Origin of the sequence: Priestia sp. D3YE.R1, assembly GCF_049199565.1 — a bacterium.
Lineage (GTDB): Bacteria > Bacillota > Bacilli > Bacillales > Bacillaceae_H > Priestia > Priestia aryabhattai.
This window is the reverse complement of the sequence record NZ_JBLTHW010000003.1, coordinates 219,015-234,799: the sequence shown is the minus strand read 5'-3', so window position 1 is coordinate 234,799 and position 15,785 is coordinate 219,015. Positions and strand designations below refer to the sequence as shown.

The window sequence follows — 15,785 nt, the reverse complement described above, 5'->3', positions numbered from 1 at the left end:
GCAAGAACTGCTCTTGAAAGGAGATACCTTATGAGAGGACACAGCATTCCAGCAATTAAGTTAAATGAAGAAGAAAAAGAAAAACTAGAGGAACTTATTGAACACTATAATTTAAAACGAACGTCTCTCATTCGAAAATTTATTATGGATGGAAAAGTTAAGCCGCCTTTAATCGGCAAAGAAGCAGGTGTGGAACTATTAGTTAACCTGCGAAAAATTGAGTCTGAGCTAAGCCGGCTAAGCAATAATATGCATCAAATCGCAAAGTATTTACATAAACCAAAAGATAAGCAAAATCATTCACAGAACCTTGAAGAAATCCTGTTAGAAATGATGAAAAAACAAAAACATGTGCAAGAAGATGTAGAAACTATTTCAGAGCAGCTTAGCGATCATTTATACGTTAAATAGAGAAAAAACGCTCTTTTCATTTCAGAAAAGAGCGTTTTTTATAAAGAAGTAGGGATTTAAATACTTTTTTTCATGCCGCACTTTGCGCATGTACGGATAAAAATAAAGTCTTTTACTAAGCTTTTAAATTTCACATGTCCACAGTTATCGCATCTGCCTGCAACTTTATCCGGAAACTCCTCATAGACATATACTTTTGTTAAGTCAATCGCTTCTTGTTGTTCTTCCATTTCCATCACACCTTTATGCATCTTTACGATTCAGCTCTTTATATTCTATCAAAAATAAGTAAAATTACTAGGGTGAAAGCTTCAAAAAACAAGCAGGTTTTTTTACTATTTTTTTATCCGTTCAGCTTTATACCACCATTTTTCTCTATCTAAAAATGCTTTTACATTCAGTATTTTTTTATCGTGAAGTGTAATGATGGCTACCGAAGCTCCTTCTTCGGAAAAGGTTGCGGCTGTTTCTAATTTTTCTTCCGTCACAAACAATTTTAATGCTTCCACATCTTCTTTTGTTAATTCCGCAGTTGTGATAGTTTCTCCTTCAATCATTGTATCTTTTTTTTCAATAAAATGTTCTCTATCAATTATCCAGGCTGCATGTGTTTCACTATAAACTTGAAAGAGGGTATTCTTTTTTAAAGAACCTGTTCTCCCTGACATATTTGCATCCTTATACGTATAGGTATCCTCGGTTGTTTTTATCCATAAAGGTTTATATAAAGAAGTAGGTTTTGAAAAACTTTCCGCGTCAGAGGCTTCCACAGACTTTGTGGCCGTAGGCTCCAAGTTTAAAAACTGCGCAATCCCTTTTGCATATGCCACCCCCATATCTTTTAGAAATTGAGGGTTTTTTAAGAGCTTTGCATCGTGTTCTGTATCAATAAACCCAATTTCAGTTAGTACAGACGGCATATATGAACGCCTTAACACACTATAATTAGCCAATTTTCTGCCTCGGTTAGAGTGGTTGTATTTGGTGAGAACAAATTTCACATGATCATGAATATCGTTTCGGAACACAATGGTTTGGTTATTTATATTTTTGCTATAAATAAAATCTTCATATCCCGTTTCGCCGCCTGAATTTATATGAATAGATAAGTATACATCAGCACCCCACGCATTGGCATTGTTGACCCGTTCATTTAATGACAAAAACACATCGGCTGTACGCGTTGTATAAAAAGAAAATCCTTGATAGTGAGTAGAAAGAAAAGAGATGATGTGCTGTTGAACAGCTAACACTACGTCTTTTTCATATAATCCGCTGGCTACAGCCCCTAGATCTGCCCCTCCGTGACCTGCATCTAAATAAATTTTTTTCATATAACCTGTCTCCTCCTTATCCGTAGCATATGCATGAATAAGCGAAGACGTTTGTTATACAAAACTACTTTTATGTATAAAACTTTTTGCTATGGCTCATTTAGAAGTCTTTACAACTGATTTACCATAGCTGGTAACATCAAAATATGTATTTGATCCATCGTCTTCATTGATCACAACATCTAAGTCATGAAAATAACGATGAAGTTCTTTTAACAGTGCTTGATCTTTCGTCTGCTCTAGCTGTCCAGCGAGCTTCTCCATATGCTCAAAGTCTTTCTTTAAAACAGAATCTTTTACTTCAATCGTCCCAATCGTATTTTTAATGGCTGTCGCTTCTTCTTGTACGGCAGACCAGTCTGGGTGCTCAATGGCACTCCACCCCGTCAAATCATTTAGTACGTCATGATGTTCAGCTATAAAATCTTTTGCCTGCTGATCGCTGCTTTCCAACTTATCAACTTTTTGTTGATTCACTTTAATGGCACTTGCTTTTATACTTTGCTGTGATAAAAAAGGAATTTTTCCGTTTTGGTACAATATCCATCCTGTCGCTCCTCCACCGACTAAAAAAACGGATAAAGATATCCAAATAATCATATGCTCCTTCTTACTTTTATGTCTTTTTTCCATTTGACTCCTTTCCGGGTATTCAAAACCCTTTAGGCCTTATGAACTGAAACGAATAACCTACAAAAAGAATTTTACCATATTTTTAATATTAAAAATATTAAAAAAGGTCGAGACATAACTAAATTAATTCAATCTAAAGACGAGCAAACGGGAAACATGAGCTCATATGGATGGCTTGTTACACGGCCGTTGATTTCCATGCAAGACTTTGCTTTCGCGGGAGTCTTCACCTTGCCCTCCAATCAACTGCTAAAGGGAATTAAACAGATGAAACCTGCGTTCACCATAACAAAAAAAACGAACTATCAATCAAAAGATTTCGATTAATAGTTCATTTTTCACTTCAGCTAAAATAATTTTTTCCCGGTATCTTTGAATCTACTTCAGTTAACTTTCACCTGTGTGTAGCGATTTTTAGGAACATTCAGCTGCAAGTTACTTCTTAACGTACTCCCTTCGTATTCTGTACGATATAAGCCTCTTTCTTGCAGTATTGGTACAACGTGTTCAACAAAGTCATCTAAGCCATGCGGAACGCTTGAATGAATAATAAAGCCGTCAGCTCCTTTTTCTTCAAACCACTGTTCCATCAAATTAGCGATATGCTCTGGCGTCCCAATAAATTGTGTTTTAGGTGTAGCAATTCGCAGCGCTGCTTCTCGGAGTGTCCACTTATATTTTTTAGCATTTTCTTTAATTTTGTCGGTTGTACTTCGGAAACTATTACTTCCTATATCCCCTAAGTCAGGAAATGCCTCCTCTAATGGAAACTGTGAAAAATCAAAATGATCGAAAAAGCGTCCTAAATAGTTTAGCGCATGTTCAATTGTTACCAATTGAGCAAGTTCTTCATATTTTCTTTCGGCTTCTTCGGTTGTACTACCAATAATAGGACCTATTCCCGGGAAAATTAAAAGTTCGTTTTCATTGCGCCCTTGCGCTGCGGCTCTTGATTTTACATCTTGGTAAAAAGCTTTTGCTTCTTCTAAATTATCTTGTCCCGTAAACACTGCGTCAGCCGTTTTTGCGGCTAGATCTTTGCCGCTTTCAGAAGAGCCTGCTTGAAACACTACGGGCTGCCCCTGAGCTGAGCGGCCAATGTTTAACGGGCCTTCTACAGAAAAAAATTCGCCTTTGTGATGCAATCGGTGCAGCTTTTTCTCCTCAAAAAATTGTCCGGTTTCTTTATTTCGAATAAAAGCATCATCTTCCCAAGAATCCCATAATCCCTTTGTTACTTCTAGAAACTCTTCAGCTATTCTATAGCGTTTGTCATGAGTGGGGTGCTCTTTTCCATAGTTAAGCGCAGATCCTTCTAATGGAGATGTGACAACATTCCATCCCGCTCGGCCGCTGCTAATATGATCAAGTGAAGCAAATTGTCTAGCCACCGTAAACGGTTCGCTATACGAAGTCGATAGAGTGCCGACTAAACCAATATGAGAAGTGACAGAAGCAAGTGCTGATAGAATAGTAAGAGGTTCAAAACGATTCAAAAAATGCGGAAGCGATTTTTCATTAATATATAACCCATCGGCAATGAACACTAAATCAAATTTTCCTTCTTCCGCTTTTTGAGCCTGCTGCTTGTAAAAATCGAAATTTACGCTGGCATCTGACAAAATTTCAGGGTGTCTCCACGCCCCCATATTTCCTCCGACTCCATGAATAATAGCCCCTAGCTTTAATTGTCTTTGATGTGTCATATTACCATTCTCCTTTTTCATACCCATTCATAAATTCTCGTAATTGATTGGTTAAACCGCCTGCTCCAAAGCGAAGGACTCCTTCTTTTTCTATCTTTCTTTCATTTCCTTCTTGTGCAAATTGTAAAAAAGCGATAACGTGAACTCTTCTAGGGTAAATATTTTCAATTCCTTCGTCATAAAACCATTGATCGATTGTATTGTAAATCCCTTTATTGACTCTGAATTGACTGTGGCACCAATTAAAAAACTGTAGATCAGGAAGATTTAAATACCGCGCTTGCCCTAGCTTGGAAGCTGTATGTTCACTAGATACATAGCCCATATGTTGAAATCTTTGCTTAACTTGCAGCGTATCGGCTTTAATTTGATGCTTTAAAAACTCAATAGAAGGGAACTTTTTCTCTCCTCGCACCCGAAAGATCACGTCGCATTGAACTGTCTCTCCATAAATAACGTCGTTAAAATCCAAAATATGAACCTCAAATGTTTTAGATAGTTCCGATCCAAATGTCGGCTTAACGCCTACATTCATAACTCCTATATGTTCAAGTCCCCGCAGATGAACGAGGACACCATACACGCCATTTTTTAATTCCTCATGCTGAGTATCTATATTAGCTGTTGGAAAACCCAAATGTCTTCCTTGCTGCCTTCCAGGTACAACCAGGCCTTTTATAATAAGTTTTTTGCTTGTTTTAGCTTTTAATGCTCCTCTATTCACTACGTTCACCCTTCTTCCCTTAAGTCTAGTTAAAAATAAAAGGTTCTTTGCACAATGCGTGACATTGTGCAAAGAACCTCTAGTGATCTAGTCGGTTTGTTTAATTTGATGATTTTATCATATACTTATTATTCCTATGAGTCAAGTAGGTTTTAAATTAAAATATTAGATTGTTTTTTCATAAACATAAGAGTAAGGAGAATGTGTTGGGTTAATACGCTTGAAAAATTGCTTTGTTCGATCTTCTTTTGGATTTAAAAATATTTCATCAGGATGACCTTGTTCGACAATTTTGCCTCCGTCCATAAACACAACGTGATTAGAGACTTCACGGGCAAAGCTCATTTCGTGCGTAACAATAATCATCGTAATTCCTTCTTCAGCAATTTTACGAATAACAGACAGCACTTCACCAACCAGTTCGGGGTCCAAAGCAGACGTCGGCTCATCAAATAAAATGACTTCAGGATTCAAAGCAAGCGCTCTAGCAATGCCCACTCGCTGCTGTTGACCTCCTGATAACTGACTTGGATATGCATTTGCTTTTTCAACAAGCCCAACTTTTTCAAGAACGTCTAAACTGCGTTGTTTCGCTTCTTCCTTTGGCAGCTTTTGAACAATAACTAGCCCCTCCATAATATTTTCAATAACGGTTTTGTGTTTGAACAAATTGTATTGCTGAAAAACCATCGTTGTTTTTTGGCGAAGAGTTAAAATGTCTTTGCGGTTTGGCTTTTGGCACTGCACCGTAAATTGATCAATCGAAACTTCTCCTTCATCTGCTTTTTCTAAGAAATTAATGCAGCGTAGAAACGTAGTCTTTCCAGAGCCACTCGGCCCTAAAATGGTTACAACATCCCCTTTTTTAACAATTAAATCAATACCGTCCAATACTGTGTGTTGACCAAATGTTTTTTTAATATTTGTTAATGTAATCATACAACCCCTCCTCGATTATAAACCGTTAACTTTCGTTCAAGCAGCGCCGTTATTCCTTCTATTAACATCGTCAGCATCCAATAAATAAGGGCGGCAGCAATATAGGCTTCCAGAAACTTAAGATTATTTGAAGCTACGATATTAGCTGCACCGTTTAACTCTTTTTGCGAGACGATGAATGCGATAGAAGACGTATGCAAAAAGCCGATGAAGATATTACATAAATTCGGTAAAGACAAAGCAAACGCCTGTGGAAAAACAATTCTTTTCATCGATTGAAAACGATTCATTCCAATGGAATACGCACCCTCAATTTGTCCTTTTTCTACAGCTAACAAACCAGAGCGAATGATCTCTGACATATAAGCTCCCGCTGTAAAAGACAAAGCGATTAATACAAATACGACAATAGGAATGCTGTTTGCATTGAAGCCCCATCCATAGTAGCTCGATAATTTATTAATAAATAGCGGGAACCCTAGGTAAATAACCATAATATGAAGAATAGCAGGCGTTCCTCGGAAAAATGATACGTATACGTTAGCAATAGGCGTTATTATTTTCACTGAATTAATTCTTACAGCCGCAACAGCAATACCAATAAGCAATCCGCCTAGTAATGGACCGATGGTAATAAGGAGTGTTAAAGGTAATGCCTTCAAAATTTCTACAAATGCCGTCCATATAAACGGTACGTCAATAATCATGTTTACACCTCTTTTAGTAAGCTCGTTTTATACATGAACAGGCTGATCGTGTTTTTGCAGCTTCTGTTCGGATTTCATAAAAAATTTCTCTAATATAATGGCTACAAAATAATAAATAATGGCAAGTGCAATATATACTTCAACTGCATGAGCCGTTGCAGCGATAATGGTATCTCCTCTTCCCATCATATCCATCACACCAATGGTAAAGGCTAAAGACGTATCTTTTAAGGACCCAATCACAAGGTTTCCAAAGTTAGGAAAGGCTACAACGAGAGCTTGCGGCAGCACAATTCGAGTGAACGTTTGTTTTCCGGTCATTCCTACACTATACGCTGCTTCAGTTTGCCCTTTATCTACACTATTAATGGCACCGCGCATCATTTCAGAAAAAGACGCCGCCGTGCTCAGTGAATACGTGATAATTACAAATACGAGCGGAACCATTCTAGAAACGTCAATATGAATCAATTGTAAAAGGGCAGGTACCCCGTAAAAAACTAAAAATAATTGAATTAAAATAGGCGTCCCCCTCATAAAAGAAATATAAACTGCTGCTAATTGACTTAACACCGGTACTTTATAAATACGAGGCAGCGCAATAAACAATCCCAAGGTACTGCCAATCAAAAGTGAAGCAATCAAAATCCAAATTGTAATATGCAAATAAGATAATAATTGAGGAATAGAGGTGAAAATCAGCTCTATATCAAATGCTTTTCCCATCTTTTTCTCTCCTTTGTTTCCCTCTGCAGGTAGCGAAAGGACCCAATTTCAAGGCTTGGGTCACAGTAAGTGCTTTAGTTATTTCCAGCTGCTTTTGTATAATCTTCTCCTAGCCATTTTTTGCTTAATTTTGTCAATGTTCCGTCTTCTTTTATTTCTTTTAGCGCTTTATCAACATTTTTTTGTAAACCTGTTTCATTTTTTCGAAGCATAAAATATACTTTTGAATTTGAAATAGCAGGTCCTACAACTTTTTGCTCTGCGTCCGCTTGCTTATTGACAAAGTCAACTGCAAACGGCGTACTAATTGTAGCGTCCGCACGTCCTGTTTTTAGCTGCGTTTTTGCATCATCAGATCCTTGGCCTGAATAAACGATATCAATTTTATCTCCATGTTCTTTGTTATACTTATCGATTAAGTTAGCAGAGTTACTCGTTGCTCCTACAATTACCTTTTTACCGCTCAAATCTTTAATTGATTTAATCGACGTATTTTTTTCATTTACAACTACATGCAGCGGAAAGATATTATAAGGTTCTTTATTAAACAAGAACTTTTGTTTTCTTTCTTCATTCACTTCCATCTGATGGGCTACTAAATCAATTTTGTTGGATTCCAAGCTCAAAAGTAAATTAGAAAAATCCATTGTTTTAAATTCAAACTTATAGTTTGGAAGACGTTTGTCTATTTCTTTAACAAGCTCTACGTCATACCCCGTTAGATTTCCTTTGTCATCAAGAAAGCAAATGTTCGGAAATTGCGTACCCGTTCCTACAATAATTTTTTGCACTTTGTCTTTGCTTGCGTTAGCTGCTGTTTCTTTATTGGGTGTTCCGCAAGCGGCTAATAATAAAAGAAGTGATAAAAAGATAGCTGTCAGCTGTAGCTTTTTCATGTGTTTTGTCCCTCACTATGTCTCAAAATAATTTATTGTTTTAACGAATTAATAAAATGGATGTTGCAGCTATTTAACGATTGGTGAATAGTCTTTAATCAACTTTTCTATTTGTTCATAATCTTTTTCAATTACTCCTTTAAACTGCCCCTCGTCTCCAATTTCAACGACCGGTACATAGCGAATACCGTATTTAATTTCAAGTAAATCCCGCAAATAATCTTTTCCTTCTACATCGATACTTTCATATTGATATCCTTTCTCATAAAAATATGCTTTTAGTTCCTCGCAATGATGACAACCTTTTCGATTCCATAATAAAATTTTTACTGACATGGTTTCTCCTCTTTTCTTTTAAATGATTAATTAGCTTGTTTTAACTCCTTATGTTTTTCTAACTCATATCTTTCGGGATGTAAGATCTTCCTTAAGAATACGCCTTTTCCTTCTTTTCCTTCTTTTCCTTCTTCTCCTTGATCGACTTCAAAAAAGCGTTCATACCCTTTTCTTTCATACATAGGAATCAACCATGGGTGTCGGTCAGAAGTAGCTAATGTAACAGCAGGAGCCCCCAGTTGATCTCGAATAATGGTTTCTTCAACCCACGTTAAGAGTTTAGAACCTACTCCTTTCTTTTTAACCAATGGATCTACAGCAAACCACCATAAGAAAGGCCAGTTCGTTATTTCTTTATACGTTCTTGCTGTAATCGTAGCTACGATTTTTTCATCACTTTCCAGCACATAGCAGCGGCTGTTTTGAATGTTTTCTTTTACAAGTTCAATCGTTGCCGTTGCGGCAGGAAACTTAATTCCTAGCTTTCGAATCGGCTCGTATGCTCGAAGCGTTAAATCCAACAGTTCTTTAGCATCTTCTACGGTTGCTAATCGAAATAATTCACTCATTTTCTTCACCTCATTTTATAAATGTTTGAAGAGATAGATCGGCTTTATAAATCAGCTCATCCACAGCTTCCTTTAAACGACTTTTGGCATTCGCATTGTTGATGCCTGTAAAAGAGACGTATTCATGCAGCAAAAAAAGACTGCTGAGCCAATAAGGTCTACCTAAAAAAGACGCTAAAAGTTTTAAATCATACTTGGCTTTTAGTAAAGAATTCACATTTTCACCAATAAGAATTGGCAGAAGTATTTTTTTATGCAATAAATCTTCCGGCACTATTTTTGTTAGCCGTTCAAAAGACTGTACGTATGTTTCATTTACTCCAGATAACAGAACGACAATACTTTTAGCTTGGTTCACTTTTGAGATAAATGCCTTTACTTCTTTCTGTGTTTCCTGCTTCAAAGCGTGTACATCATGATACAAAATAGTTTCTGCGTCCACTCCTTTTGAGGTTAAGCAAGCTTCTAGCTCACCTTTCACTGAGGCTATTTGTTGATAATTATGAGAGCTTCCGTTATATAAAATACATACATCGCTCACTTTCTTCCCCTCCTTTTTACAGCAAAAAGGCTCCTGGAGTTTCCTCAGGAGCCTTTGGTAGACCAATCAGCTTTAACTGTTTCTTTGATAAAACCGGAGAATGAAGTGAAGTGTCTTTGAAACATACTCACTTAATTCTTATTTATCCAAGTTGTTTTATCGGTTTTTCTGTTTGATGATTCAACTATATAGCCTCAAAATGGCAAAGTCAACTTATTTTTCAAAAAATATTTTTCTTTTAAAAAAACTCTTTCCATCTGGAAAATCCTTTGCTAAAATTAATTCCAATTATTCTTACCTTTTTTATCAACTTTAAGGAGTGTTTTCAGTGAAATTAAGTATTTTAGATCAAAGCCCACGTTACGAAGGTGAGCGTGCTGAAGATGCATTTCAGCATACTATACAATTAGCTCAGCTAGCAGAAGAACTTGGCTACCACCGCTTTTGGGTAGCGGAGCATCATGACTCTGAACATGTTGTAGGATCATCACCTGAAGTGTTAATTTCTCACCTACTCGCTAAAACGAATCATATCCGTATCGGCTCAGGCGGTGTTATGCTTCAGCACTACAGCCCTTATAAAGTAGCAGAAAATTTTAATGTTTTAGCCTCATTATCTCCAAATCGCATCGATCTTGGAATCGGTAGAGCACCAGGAGGACTACCTCATTCTACTCAAGCCTTGCAACAAAACTCTCAGCCCACTAAGTCCTTAACAGACAAACTGATAGAACTTAAACAATACCTAAACGATACGCTGCCAAAAGATCACCCTCTTTACGGTTTAAAAGCCTATCCAAGGCCGGAAAAATCAGCAGATATATTTTTACTGGGAGCAAGTGCTTCAAGCGCAGAGCTTGCGGGTTCATTAAACCTTCCTTATGTATTTGCTCAATTCATTAATGGTGATCAAAAAGTGCTAGAAGAAGCGATTTCTGTCTATAATCAGCACGTTTCATCCCATGCACGCTCGCTTGTCGTTGCGCTTTCCGTCATCGTAGCGGACACCGTAGAAGAAGCAAAAACATTAGCATCCAGCACAAAAATATTTAAAGTATACTTACAAAATGGAAAGTCCGCTACACTAGGCTCCAAAGAAAAAGCGGAAGAATTTGGTCAACAGTCCAAAGAAAGCTATCGAATTGAAGAAAAAGAAGCAAACATTATATACGGTACAAAAGAAACCGTTCGTCAAAAACTGCAAGCTTTGAAACAGGCGTTTTCTATTGATGAATTTATCATACTTACTGCTATTCAAAATTTCGAACAAAAAAAGCGATCTTACACGCTCTTAAAAGAAGCTTTCAACAAAGGAAACGCCCAGAAAACGAATCAAACTCTAGCTGCTTACTAATCTAGAAGCTGGTACAAAAGAATTTTAGTCGACGTAAAAAAACGAACAAATAATCAAAATTCTGATTATTTGTTCGTTTTTTTATTATTAAAATGAATGTAGCTTTCATATGTTTAGTTGCTTCTAGCTGTTGATTGGAGGGCAAGACGCAGACTCCTGTGGAAAAAGCGGAAGGATGAGACCCCGCAGGAGCGTATGCGACGAGGGGGCTCAGCTCCCGCCCGCGGAAAGCGAAGTCCTGCATGGAAATCAACAGCGGTGTAACAAGTCATCCATACTAGATCATTTATCCCATTTGTTCGTTTATAAATTCGAGTGACTTCGTTATGTCTCAATTTCTTTGTTTGATCTACTTACAAGGAGTTCAAACAAAGTATACGCATGCTTCTTTTTTTCAAAAAATCATTAAATTGAATCAAACGTTTTTTTATAGTACCATATGAAGATATGAGTCTAGTAGAAGAAGGGAATTTACAAATATGCCTTACAAAATGATTGTTTTAGATTTGGATGATACACTATTATGCGATGATCACACTATTTCTCCGCGCACGAAAGAAGCTTTAATGAAGGCGCAAGAATCAGGAGTGAAAGTTGTACTTGCTTCTGGACGACCAACTTACGGAATGGTTCACATCGCAAAAGAGCTAGAATTAGAAAAGTACGGAAGCTTTATTTTATCGTTTAATGGGGCAAAAATCATTAATTGCCTAACAAATGAAGAGCTATTTAGCAGCACCTTATCTCCGCGTACTGTTGCACGTCTTAACGATATTAGCCGCGAAGAAGGCGTTTTAATTCATACGTACGTTGGAGATGAAATTATAACCGAAGTAGAAAATAAATTTACGGATATTGAAAGTGACATTACTGGTCTGCCGATCCGTGTTGTTTCATCTTTTACTGATGCCGTTACAGAACCTGTTGTAAAAGTACTCATGCTTGCAGAACCGGAAATGCTGGTTCACGTTGAAAAGAAACTTCAAAAGCAGCTTCAAGGAGAGCTAAGCGTAATGCGCTCTAAACCATACTTCCTTGAATTTACAGAAGAAGGCGTCACTAAAGGGACAAGTCTCCACTTATTAATTCAACAGCTTGGCATTACAAGCGATGAAGTGATTGCCATTGGCGACAGTTATAATGATCTTGCCATGATTGAATTTGCTGGACTTGGCGTAGCAATGGGAAATGCTCCTGACGATATTAAAGAAAAAGCCAACCACGTAACAGATACAAACATGAACGACGGTGTGGCAAAAGTTGTGGAAGAATTTATTTTAAAACCTGTTAGCATTTCATAAGACAAAAAAAGCAGCTCGCATGACACGAACTGCTTTTTTGTTTTGATTTTATACTCCTAAAAGTTTCATAAGAAGCGTAGCTAAAATAACTGTGGAAGCGCCTCCAAGTCTTGTTGCTACTTGAGCAAATGGCATAAGTGACATACGGTTGGAAGCTGATAAAATCGCTACGTCTCCCGTACCTCCTAAACCGCTGTGACAGCCGGTTACAATTGCAGCATCCACTGGATGCATTTTCATCATTTTACCTACAAAATAACCCGTTGCTACCATAGCAATGACAACTGCTGCACATACGACTACATAACCTGGTGTCACAATTTTCACTACATCTTCAAGAGGAATATACAAAATTCCTAGCCCTACCATTAACGGCCATGTTAAGCTCGTAGAAATGAATTTGTACATATGGTAAGCACCTTGCTCCATCTTAGCAGGCATTACTTGTAAACATTTGACTAGCGTTGCCGCTACGATCATTAAAACTGGACCTGGAATTCCTAAAAATTTATGTGCCAAGCCTCCGAAAATAAAGAAACTACATGCAATTAAAAGACCTGCGCCCATTAACGAAAAATCTACCGGTTTCTTGATATTTGTATCTTCTGAGATGCCATCTCCGCCTTTTGTCTTCACAAGAACTCCATTACCTGTTAATTCTGGCTTTTTCTCTCCTAGACGTTTCATTAAGCCAGCACATACGATAGCAACGATGTTTCCAATAACAGCAGCTGGAATCATTTGCGACACAAAAGATTCGGCTGAACTACCTAAAATTTGAGAATAAGCAAGTGAGAGCGGTAAAATACCTTCACCAATCCCTCCTCCAATAATCGGTACAACAATATAGAAAAATGTATGTTTTGCTCCATAACCAAATAACATCCCAACAGCTACACCTGCAGCTACAGCGACTAGCGTACCTAATACAAGCGGTACGAACATACGTGTAAAGCCTTGAATTAAAACTTTACGGTTCATACCAAGAATACTTCCGGCTACTAAACAAGAAATATAAAGGTATAAAAAGTTTGATGTTTTCATCAAAGTTGTTACCGCTTCCATAGACGCGGGATTTAAAACATTATAAAAAACTAATACGGAAGGTACAAGCAGTGATAAAATAGCTGGTCCGCCAATATCTTTTAAAATCGGAATTTTTAATCCTAAATCACCAAGCAGCATTCCCATTACCATAATAATCGCAAATCCGCCAATCATATCTGGAGGAAGCTCGTTGTAAACGGCCGCGCCATATACAATTAATGCAAGTAAAACGTATAGTGGCAGAGGAATAACTCCTATTTTAATATTGTTGATTCGGTTCCAAAAACCCTTATTTTCAGGCTGTGAATCTTGAGTAAACGTTTCCAATTTACGTGCTGTATTCATCTCATAACCCCCTGTGGTTCTAATATAGAGAATCATACACAAGTTTTAAAAAACTATATACGTTATGTAACTTAAGAATTCTTTTTGTAACTAAAAAAAGCACAGCTTCTTTTTTCAGAAGCTGTGCTTTTTCTATCTAAAAATTAAGCATTTACTGTTTCTAAAGCTTTAATTTCTTTGTATGTTGGTTCCCACATTGCTGCTTTTACTGCCGCTTTAACATCTGCTGGAATTTCTTTTGCAACGCCATCTTTAATTGCTGCGTTAGCAACCGCTAAAGCAACGTTATATGATACTTCACGTAATTCTTCTACGCGTGGTAGTAATGAAGCGCCTGGTTTGCTGCTGTCTACCATTTGAGCTACAGCGTGTGCACATGCTGCGAACATGCTGTCTGTAATAACTTCTGCTTTTACCACGATTGATCCAAGACCAAGACCTGGGAAGACAAAAGCATTATTAGATTGACCAATTTCATATTCTACACCATCGTAGTTAACTGGTTCAAACGGACTGCCAGTTGCTACAAGTGCTTTTCCTTCTGTCCAATTTAATAGATTTTCAGGAGTAGCTTCCGCAAGCGGAGTTGGATTTGACATTGGTAAAATAGCTGGGCGTTCTACATGCTTCGCCATTTCTTTTACGATTTCTTCTGAGAATGCGCCCGCTACACCAGACGTACCAATTAAGATTGTCGGCTTAACTTGTCTGACAACTTCTAAAAGAGAAATTTTGTCTTCTTCACGGTTCCAGTCCTTCACTTCTTCTGCTTTTCGGGCATAAGGCGTTTGGAAACCTAATAAGTCGTCCATATCATCTGTTAAAAGACCTCGAAAATCGACTGCCCAGAAGTTTTTGTATGCTTCATCTTCTGTGATCCCGTCTAATACCATTGCATCACGTACTTGATCTGCAATACCGATACCTGCTGTACCTGGTCCAAAGATTAAAACACGGTGGTCACGAAGCGGCATTTTAGACACTTGAACTGCTGAGAAAATAGCGGCAAGCGTCACGGCACCTGTTCCTTGAATATCATCATTAAACGTTAGAATTTCTTTTCCGTACTTGTTAATAATGTTACGAGCATTTACGTTACCGAAGTCTTCCCAGTGTAACAGTGCATTAGGGAATATTTCAAGAGATTTTGAAATGAATTGATCTACGAAATGATCATAGCGTTCACCGCGGATACGTTCATGACGGTTTCCGATATATAAAGGATCATTTAATAATTTTTCATTGTTTGTTCCTACATCAAGAACAACTGGAAGTACTCTGCTTGGATCAATTCCTGCTGCAGCTGTGTACACGGCTAATTTACCGATAGCAATATTAATACCGCCAACGCCCCAGTCACCAATTCCTAAAATACTTTCTGAATCTGTAATAACCATTAAATCAATGTCTTCACTATTTGCATCGATATTTTTAAGAGCTTCTTCAATGCCTTCTACATTATCGATTGACAAGTATACGCCCCCCGGACGGCGATATTCATGGCTGTATTCTTGGATTGCTTGTCCAACTGTTGGTGTATAAACAACCGGAAGCATTTCTTTTAAGTGATCTTGCAATAAACGATAAAATAATACAGCATTACGGTTCTGTAAATCGTTTAAATACACATTCTTACCAAGGTTATCTGCCTGAGCTAAAAATTGCTCATATGCACGTTTTGCCTGCTCATCTAAAGTTAAAGTCATTGGAGGAAGTAAACCTTCTAATCCTAACGTTTTACGCTCTTCTTTTGTAAAAGCTACTCCTTTGTTTAACATTGGAGCTCCTAAAATTTCTTTCCCACGTAAAGTCGTTTCAATTGTTTCATTATCTGCAAAAAATACGTTGCGCATACGACGATCTTCCTTTCTGTAGACTTGTATGACAAGCATACAAGTTGGTTAGATTTAAGTAATTGATACCTTATATGGATATTACTCATATTATTCAAATGTCCGTTAACTTTTTATGAATAGCTTGCTAATTCATTTGACAATAGTATATTTTATGCCTATCTATTTCTGCTGTCAACTATTTTAGTAGAGCAATTTTTTAGTTATAAAGAGGTAGAAATTTCTGAATTTAATATCTTTTATCAATTTTCTTTTTATATAGGTACTAAGAACCCTCTTTATTCTATTCATCTCTTTTTGAAAGCCAAAATAATCCTTTAATATGGAAAAAATGTTTAATTATAAAAAATTTATTTTGAAATA

The 15,785-nt window shown here is 37.2% G+C and carries 17 protein-coding genes; 3 read left to right on the top strand and 14 right to left on the bottom strand.

What is annotated here, in order from left to right; translation table 11 throughout:
- Positions 1–30 precede the first annotated feature (30 nt).
- Positions 31–411, top strand: a complete 381-nt coding sequence (locus ACOZIR_RS19495) for a plasmid mobilization protein (RefSeq protein ID WP_013056777.1) — start codon at positions 31–33, stop codon at positions 409–411.
- Positions 412–467: 56 nt separating this feature from the next.
- Here the strand turns inward: ACOZIR_RS19495 and ACOZIR_RS19490 are convergent, their stop codons facing one another.
- The 12 genes from ACOZIR_RS19490 to ACOZIR_RS19435 form a co-directional block, all read right to left on the bottom strand.
- Positions 468–647 (bottom strand): hypothetical protein, encoded by a 180-nt coding sequence (locus ACOZIR_RS19490; RefSeq protein WP_025752091.1) that lies wholly within the window; start codon positions 645–647, stop codon positions 468–470.
- A 99-nt stretch (positions 648–746) separates the two neighbouring features.
- Positions 747–1,745, bottom strand: coding sequence for an N-acetylmuramoyl-L-alanine amidase family protein (locus ACOZIR_RS19485; RefSeq protein WP_045290597.1), 999 nt, complete (start codon positions 1,743–1,745; stop codon positions 747–749).
- A gap of 96 nt (positions 1,746–1,841) precedes the next feature.
- On the bottom strand, positions 1,842–2,345 hold the full coding sequence (locus ACOZIR_RS19480) for a hypothetical protein (RefSeq protein WP_237758391.1): 504 nt from the start codon (positions 2,343–2,345) through the stop codon (positions 1,842–1,844).
- 416 nt (positions 2,346–2,761) lie between these two features.
- Complete coding sequence (locus tag ACOZIR_RS19475; RefSeq protein ID WP_310878687.1) at positions 2,762–4,084, bottom strand: LLM class flavin-dependent oxidoreductase; 1,323 nt, start codon at positions 4,082–4,084, stop codon at positions 2,762–2,764.
- 1 nt (position 4,085) lies between these two features.
- Entirely contained in the window at positions 4,086–4,808 is a 723-nt protein-coding gene (locus ACOZIR_RS19470; RefSeq protein WP_045290603.1) for a riboflavin kinase, read from the bottom strand.
- A gap of 165 nt (positions 4,809–4,973) precedes the next feature.
- The gene (locus ACOZIR_RS19465) at positions 4,974–5,747 is read right to left on the bottom strand and encodes an amino acid ABC transporter ATP-binding protein (protein WP_045290606.1); all 774 of its coding nucleotides are present in this window, start codon (positions 5,745–5,747) and stop codon (positions 4,974–4,976) included.
- A complete protein-coding gene (locus ACOZIR_RS19460; RefSeq protein ID WP_045290608.1) occupies positions 5,744–6,454 on the bottom strand; it encodes an amino acid ABC transporter permease in 711 nt (236 codons plus the stop codon). Before ACOZIR_RS19460 ends, ACOZIR_RS19465 begins: the two co-directional genes overlap by 4 nt.
- 27 nt (positions 6,455–6,481) lie before the next feature.
- Positions 6,482–7,180 (bottom strand): amino acid ABC transporter permease, encoded by a 699-nt coding sequence (locus ACOZIR_RS19455; protein ID WP_045290610.1) that lies wholly within the window; start codon positions 7,178–7,180, stop codon positions 6,482–6,484.
- Between the two features lie 74 nt (positions 7,181–7,254).
- Positions 7,255–8,076, bottom strand: a complete 822-nt coding sequence (locus ACOZIR_RS19450) for an amino acid ABC transporter substrate-binding protein (RefSeq protein ID WP_045290611.1) — start codon at positions 8,074–8,076, stop codon at positions 7,255–7,257.
- 69 nt (positions 8,077–8,145) lie between these two features.
- The gene (locus ACOZIR_RS19445) at positions 8,146–8,412 is read right to left on the bottom strand and encodes a glutaredoxin family protein (RefSeq protein WP_045290612.1); all 267 of its coding nucleotides are present in this window, start codon (positions 8,410–8,412) and stop codon (positions 8,146–8,148) included.
- Between the two features lie 26 nt (positions 8,413–8,438).
- Entirely contained in the window at positions 8,439–8,981 is a 543-nt protein-coding gene (locus ACOZIR_RS19440; protein ID WP_421535757.1) for a GNAT family N-acetyltransferase, read from the bottom strand.
- A 10-nt stretch (positions 8,982–8,991) separates the two neighbouring features.
- Positions 8,992–9,522 (bottom strand): hypothetical protein, encoded by a 531-nt coding sequence (locus ACOZIR_RS19435; protein WP_310878686.1) that lies wholly within the window; start codon positions 9,520–9,522, stop codon positions 8,992–8,994.
- Between the two features lie 328 nt (positions 9,523–9,850).
- Between ACOZIR_RS19435 and ACOZIR_RS19430 the strand changes: the two genes are divergently transcribed.
- Together ACOZIR_RS19430 and ACOZIR_RS19425 are read left to right on the top strand one after the other, a co-directional pair.
- Complete coding sequence (locus ACOZIR_RS19430; RefSeq protein WP_045290616.1) at positions 9,851–10,876, top strand: LLM class flavin-dependent oxidoreductase; 1,026 nt, start codon at positions 9,851–9,853, stop codon at positions 10,874–10,876.
- A 479-nt stretch (positions 10,877–11,355) separates the two neighbouring features.
- The gene (locus ACOZIR_RS19425; RefSeq protein WP_045295154.1) at positions 11,356–12,177 is read left to right on the top strand and encodes a Cof-type HAD-IIB family hydrolase; all 822 of its coding nucleotides are present in this window, start codon (positions 11,356–11,358) and stop codon (positions 12,175–12,177) included.
- Positions 12,178–12,225: 48 nt separating this feature from the next.
- Here the strand turns inward: ACOZIR_RS19425 and ACOZIR_RS19420 are convergent, their stop codons facing one another.
- Together ACOZIR_RS19420 and ACOZIR_RS19415 are read right to left on the bottom strand one after the other, a co-directional pair.
- Complete coding sequence (locus tag ACOZIR_RS19420) at positions 12,226–13,569, bottom strand: 2-hydroxycarboxylate transporter family protein (protein WP_045295156.1); 1,344 nt, start codon at positions 13,567–13,569, stop codon at positions 12,226–12,228.
- Between the two features lie 143 nt (positions 13,570–13,712).
- Entirely contained in the window at positions 13,713–15,422 is a 1,710-nt protein-coding gene (locus tag ACOZIR_RS19415; protein ID WP_045295157.1) for an NAD-dependent malic enzyme, read from the bottom strand.
- Between the last annotated feature and the right edge of the window lie 363 nt (positions 15,423–15,785).

Bases quoted from the DNA above. Each gene is read 5' to 3' on its own strand.
- ACOZIR_RS19495 (WP_013056777.1), top strand. From the start codon at position 31: ATGAGAGGACACAGCATTCCAGCAATTAAGTTAAATGAAGAAGAAAAA.
- ACOZIR_RS19490 (WP_025752091.1), bottom strand. From the start codon at position 647: ATGGAAATGGAAGAACAACAAGAAGCGATTGACTTAACAAAAGTATAT.
- ACOZIR_RS19485 (WP_045290597.1), bottom strand. From the start codon at position 1,745: ATGAAAAAAATTTATTTAGATGCAGGTCACGGAGGGGCAGATCTAGGG.
- ACOZIR_RS19480 (WP_237758391.1), bottom strand. From the start codon at position 2,345: ATGATTATTTGGATATCTTTATCCGTTTTTTTAGTCGGTGGAGGAGCG.
- ACOZIR_RS19475 (WP_310878687.1), bottom strand. From the start codon at position 4,084: ATGACACATCAAAGACAATTAAAGCTAGGGGCTATTATTCATGGAGTC.
- ACOZIR_RS19465 (WP_045290606.1), bottom strand. From the start codon at position 5,747: ATGATTACATTAACAAATATTAAAAAAACATTTGGTCAACACACAGTA.
- ACOZIR_RS19460 (WP_045290608.1), bottom strand. From the start codon at position 6,454: ATGATTATTGACGTACCGTTTATATGGACGGCATTTGTAGAAATTTTG.
- ACOZIR_RS19455 (WP_045290610.1), bottom strand. From the start codon at position 7,180: ATGGGAAAAGCATTTGATATAGAGCTGATTTTCACCTCTATTCCTCAA.
- ACOZIR_RS19450 (WP_045290611.1), bottom strand. From the start codon at position 8,076: ATGAAAAAGCTACAGCTGACAGCTATCTTTTTATCACTTCTTTTATTA.
- ACOZIR_RS19445 (WP_045290612.1), bottom strand. From the start codon at position 8,412: ATGTCAGTAAAAATTTTATTATGGAATCGAAAAGGTTGTCATCATTGC.
- ACOZIR_RS19440 (WP_421535757.1), bottom strand. From the start codon at position 8,981: ATGAGTGAATTATTTCGATTAGCAACCGTAGAAGATGCTAAAGAACTG.
- ACOZIR_RS19425 (WP_045295154.1), top strand. From the start codon at position 11,356: ATGCCTTACAAAATGATTGTTTTAGATTTGGATGATACACTATTATGC.
- ACOZIR_RS19420 (WP_045295156.1), bottom strand. From the start codon at position 13,569: ATGAATACAGCACGTAAATTGGAAACGTTTACTCAAGATTCACAGCCT.
- ACOZIR_RS19415 (WP_045295157.1), bottom strand. From the start codon at position 15,422: ATGCGCAACGTATTTTTTGCAGATAATGAAACAATTGAAACGACTTTA.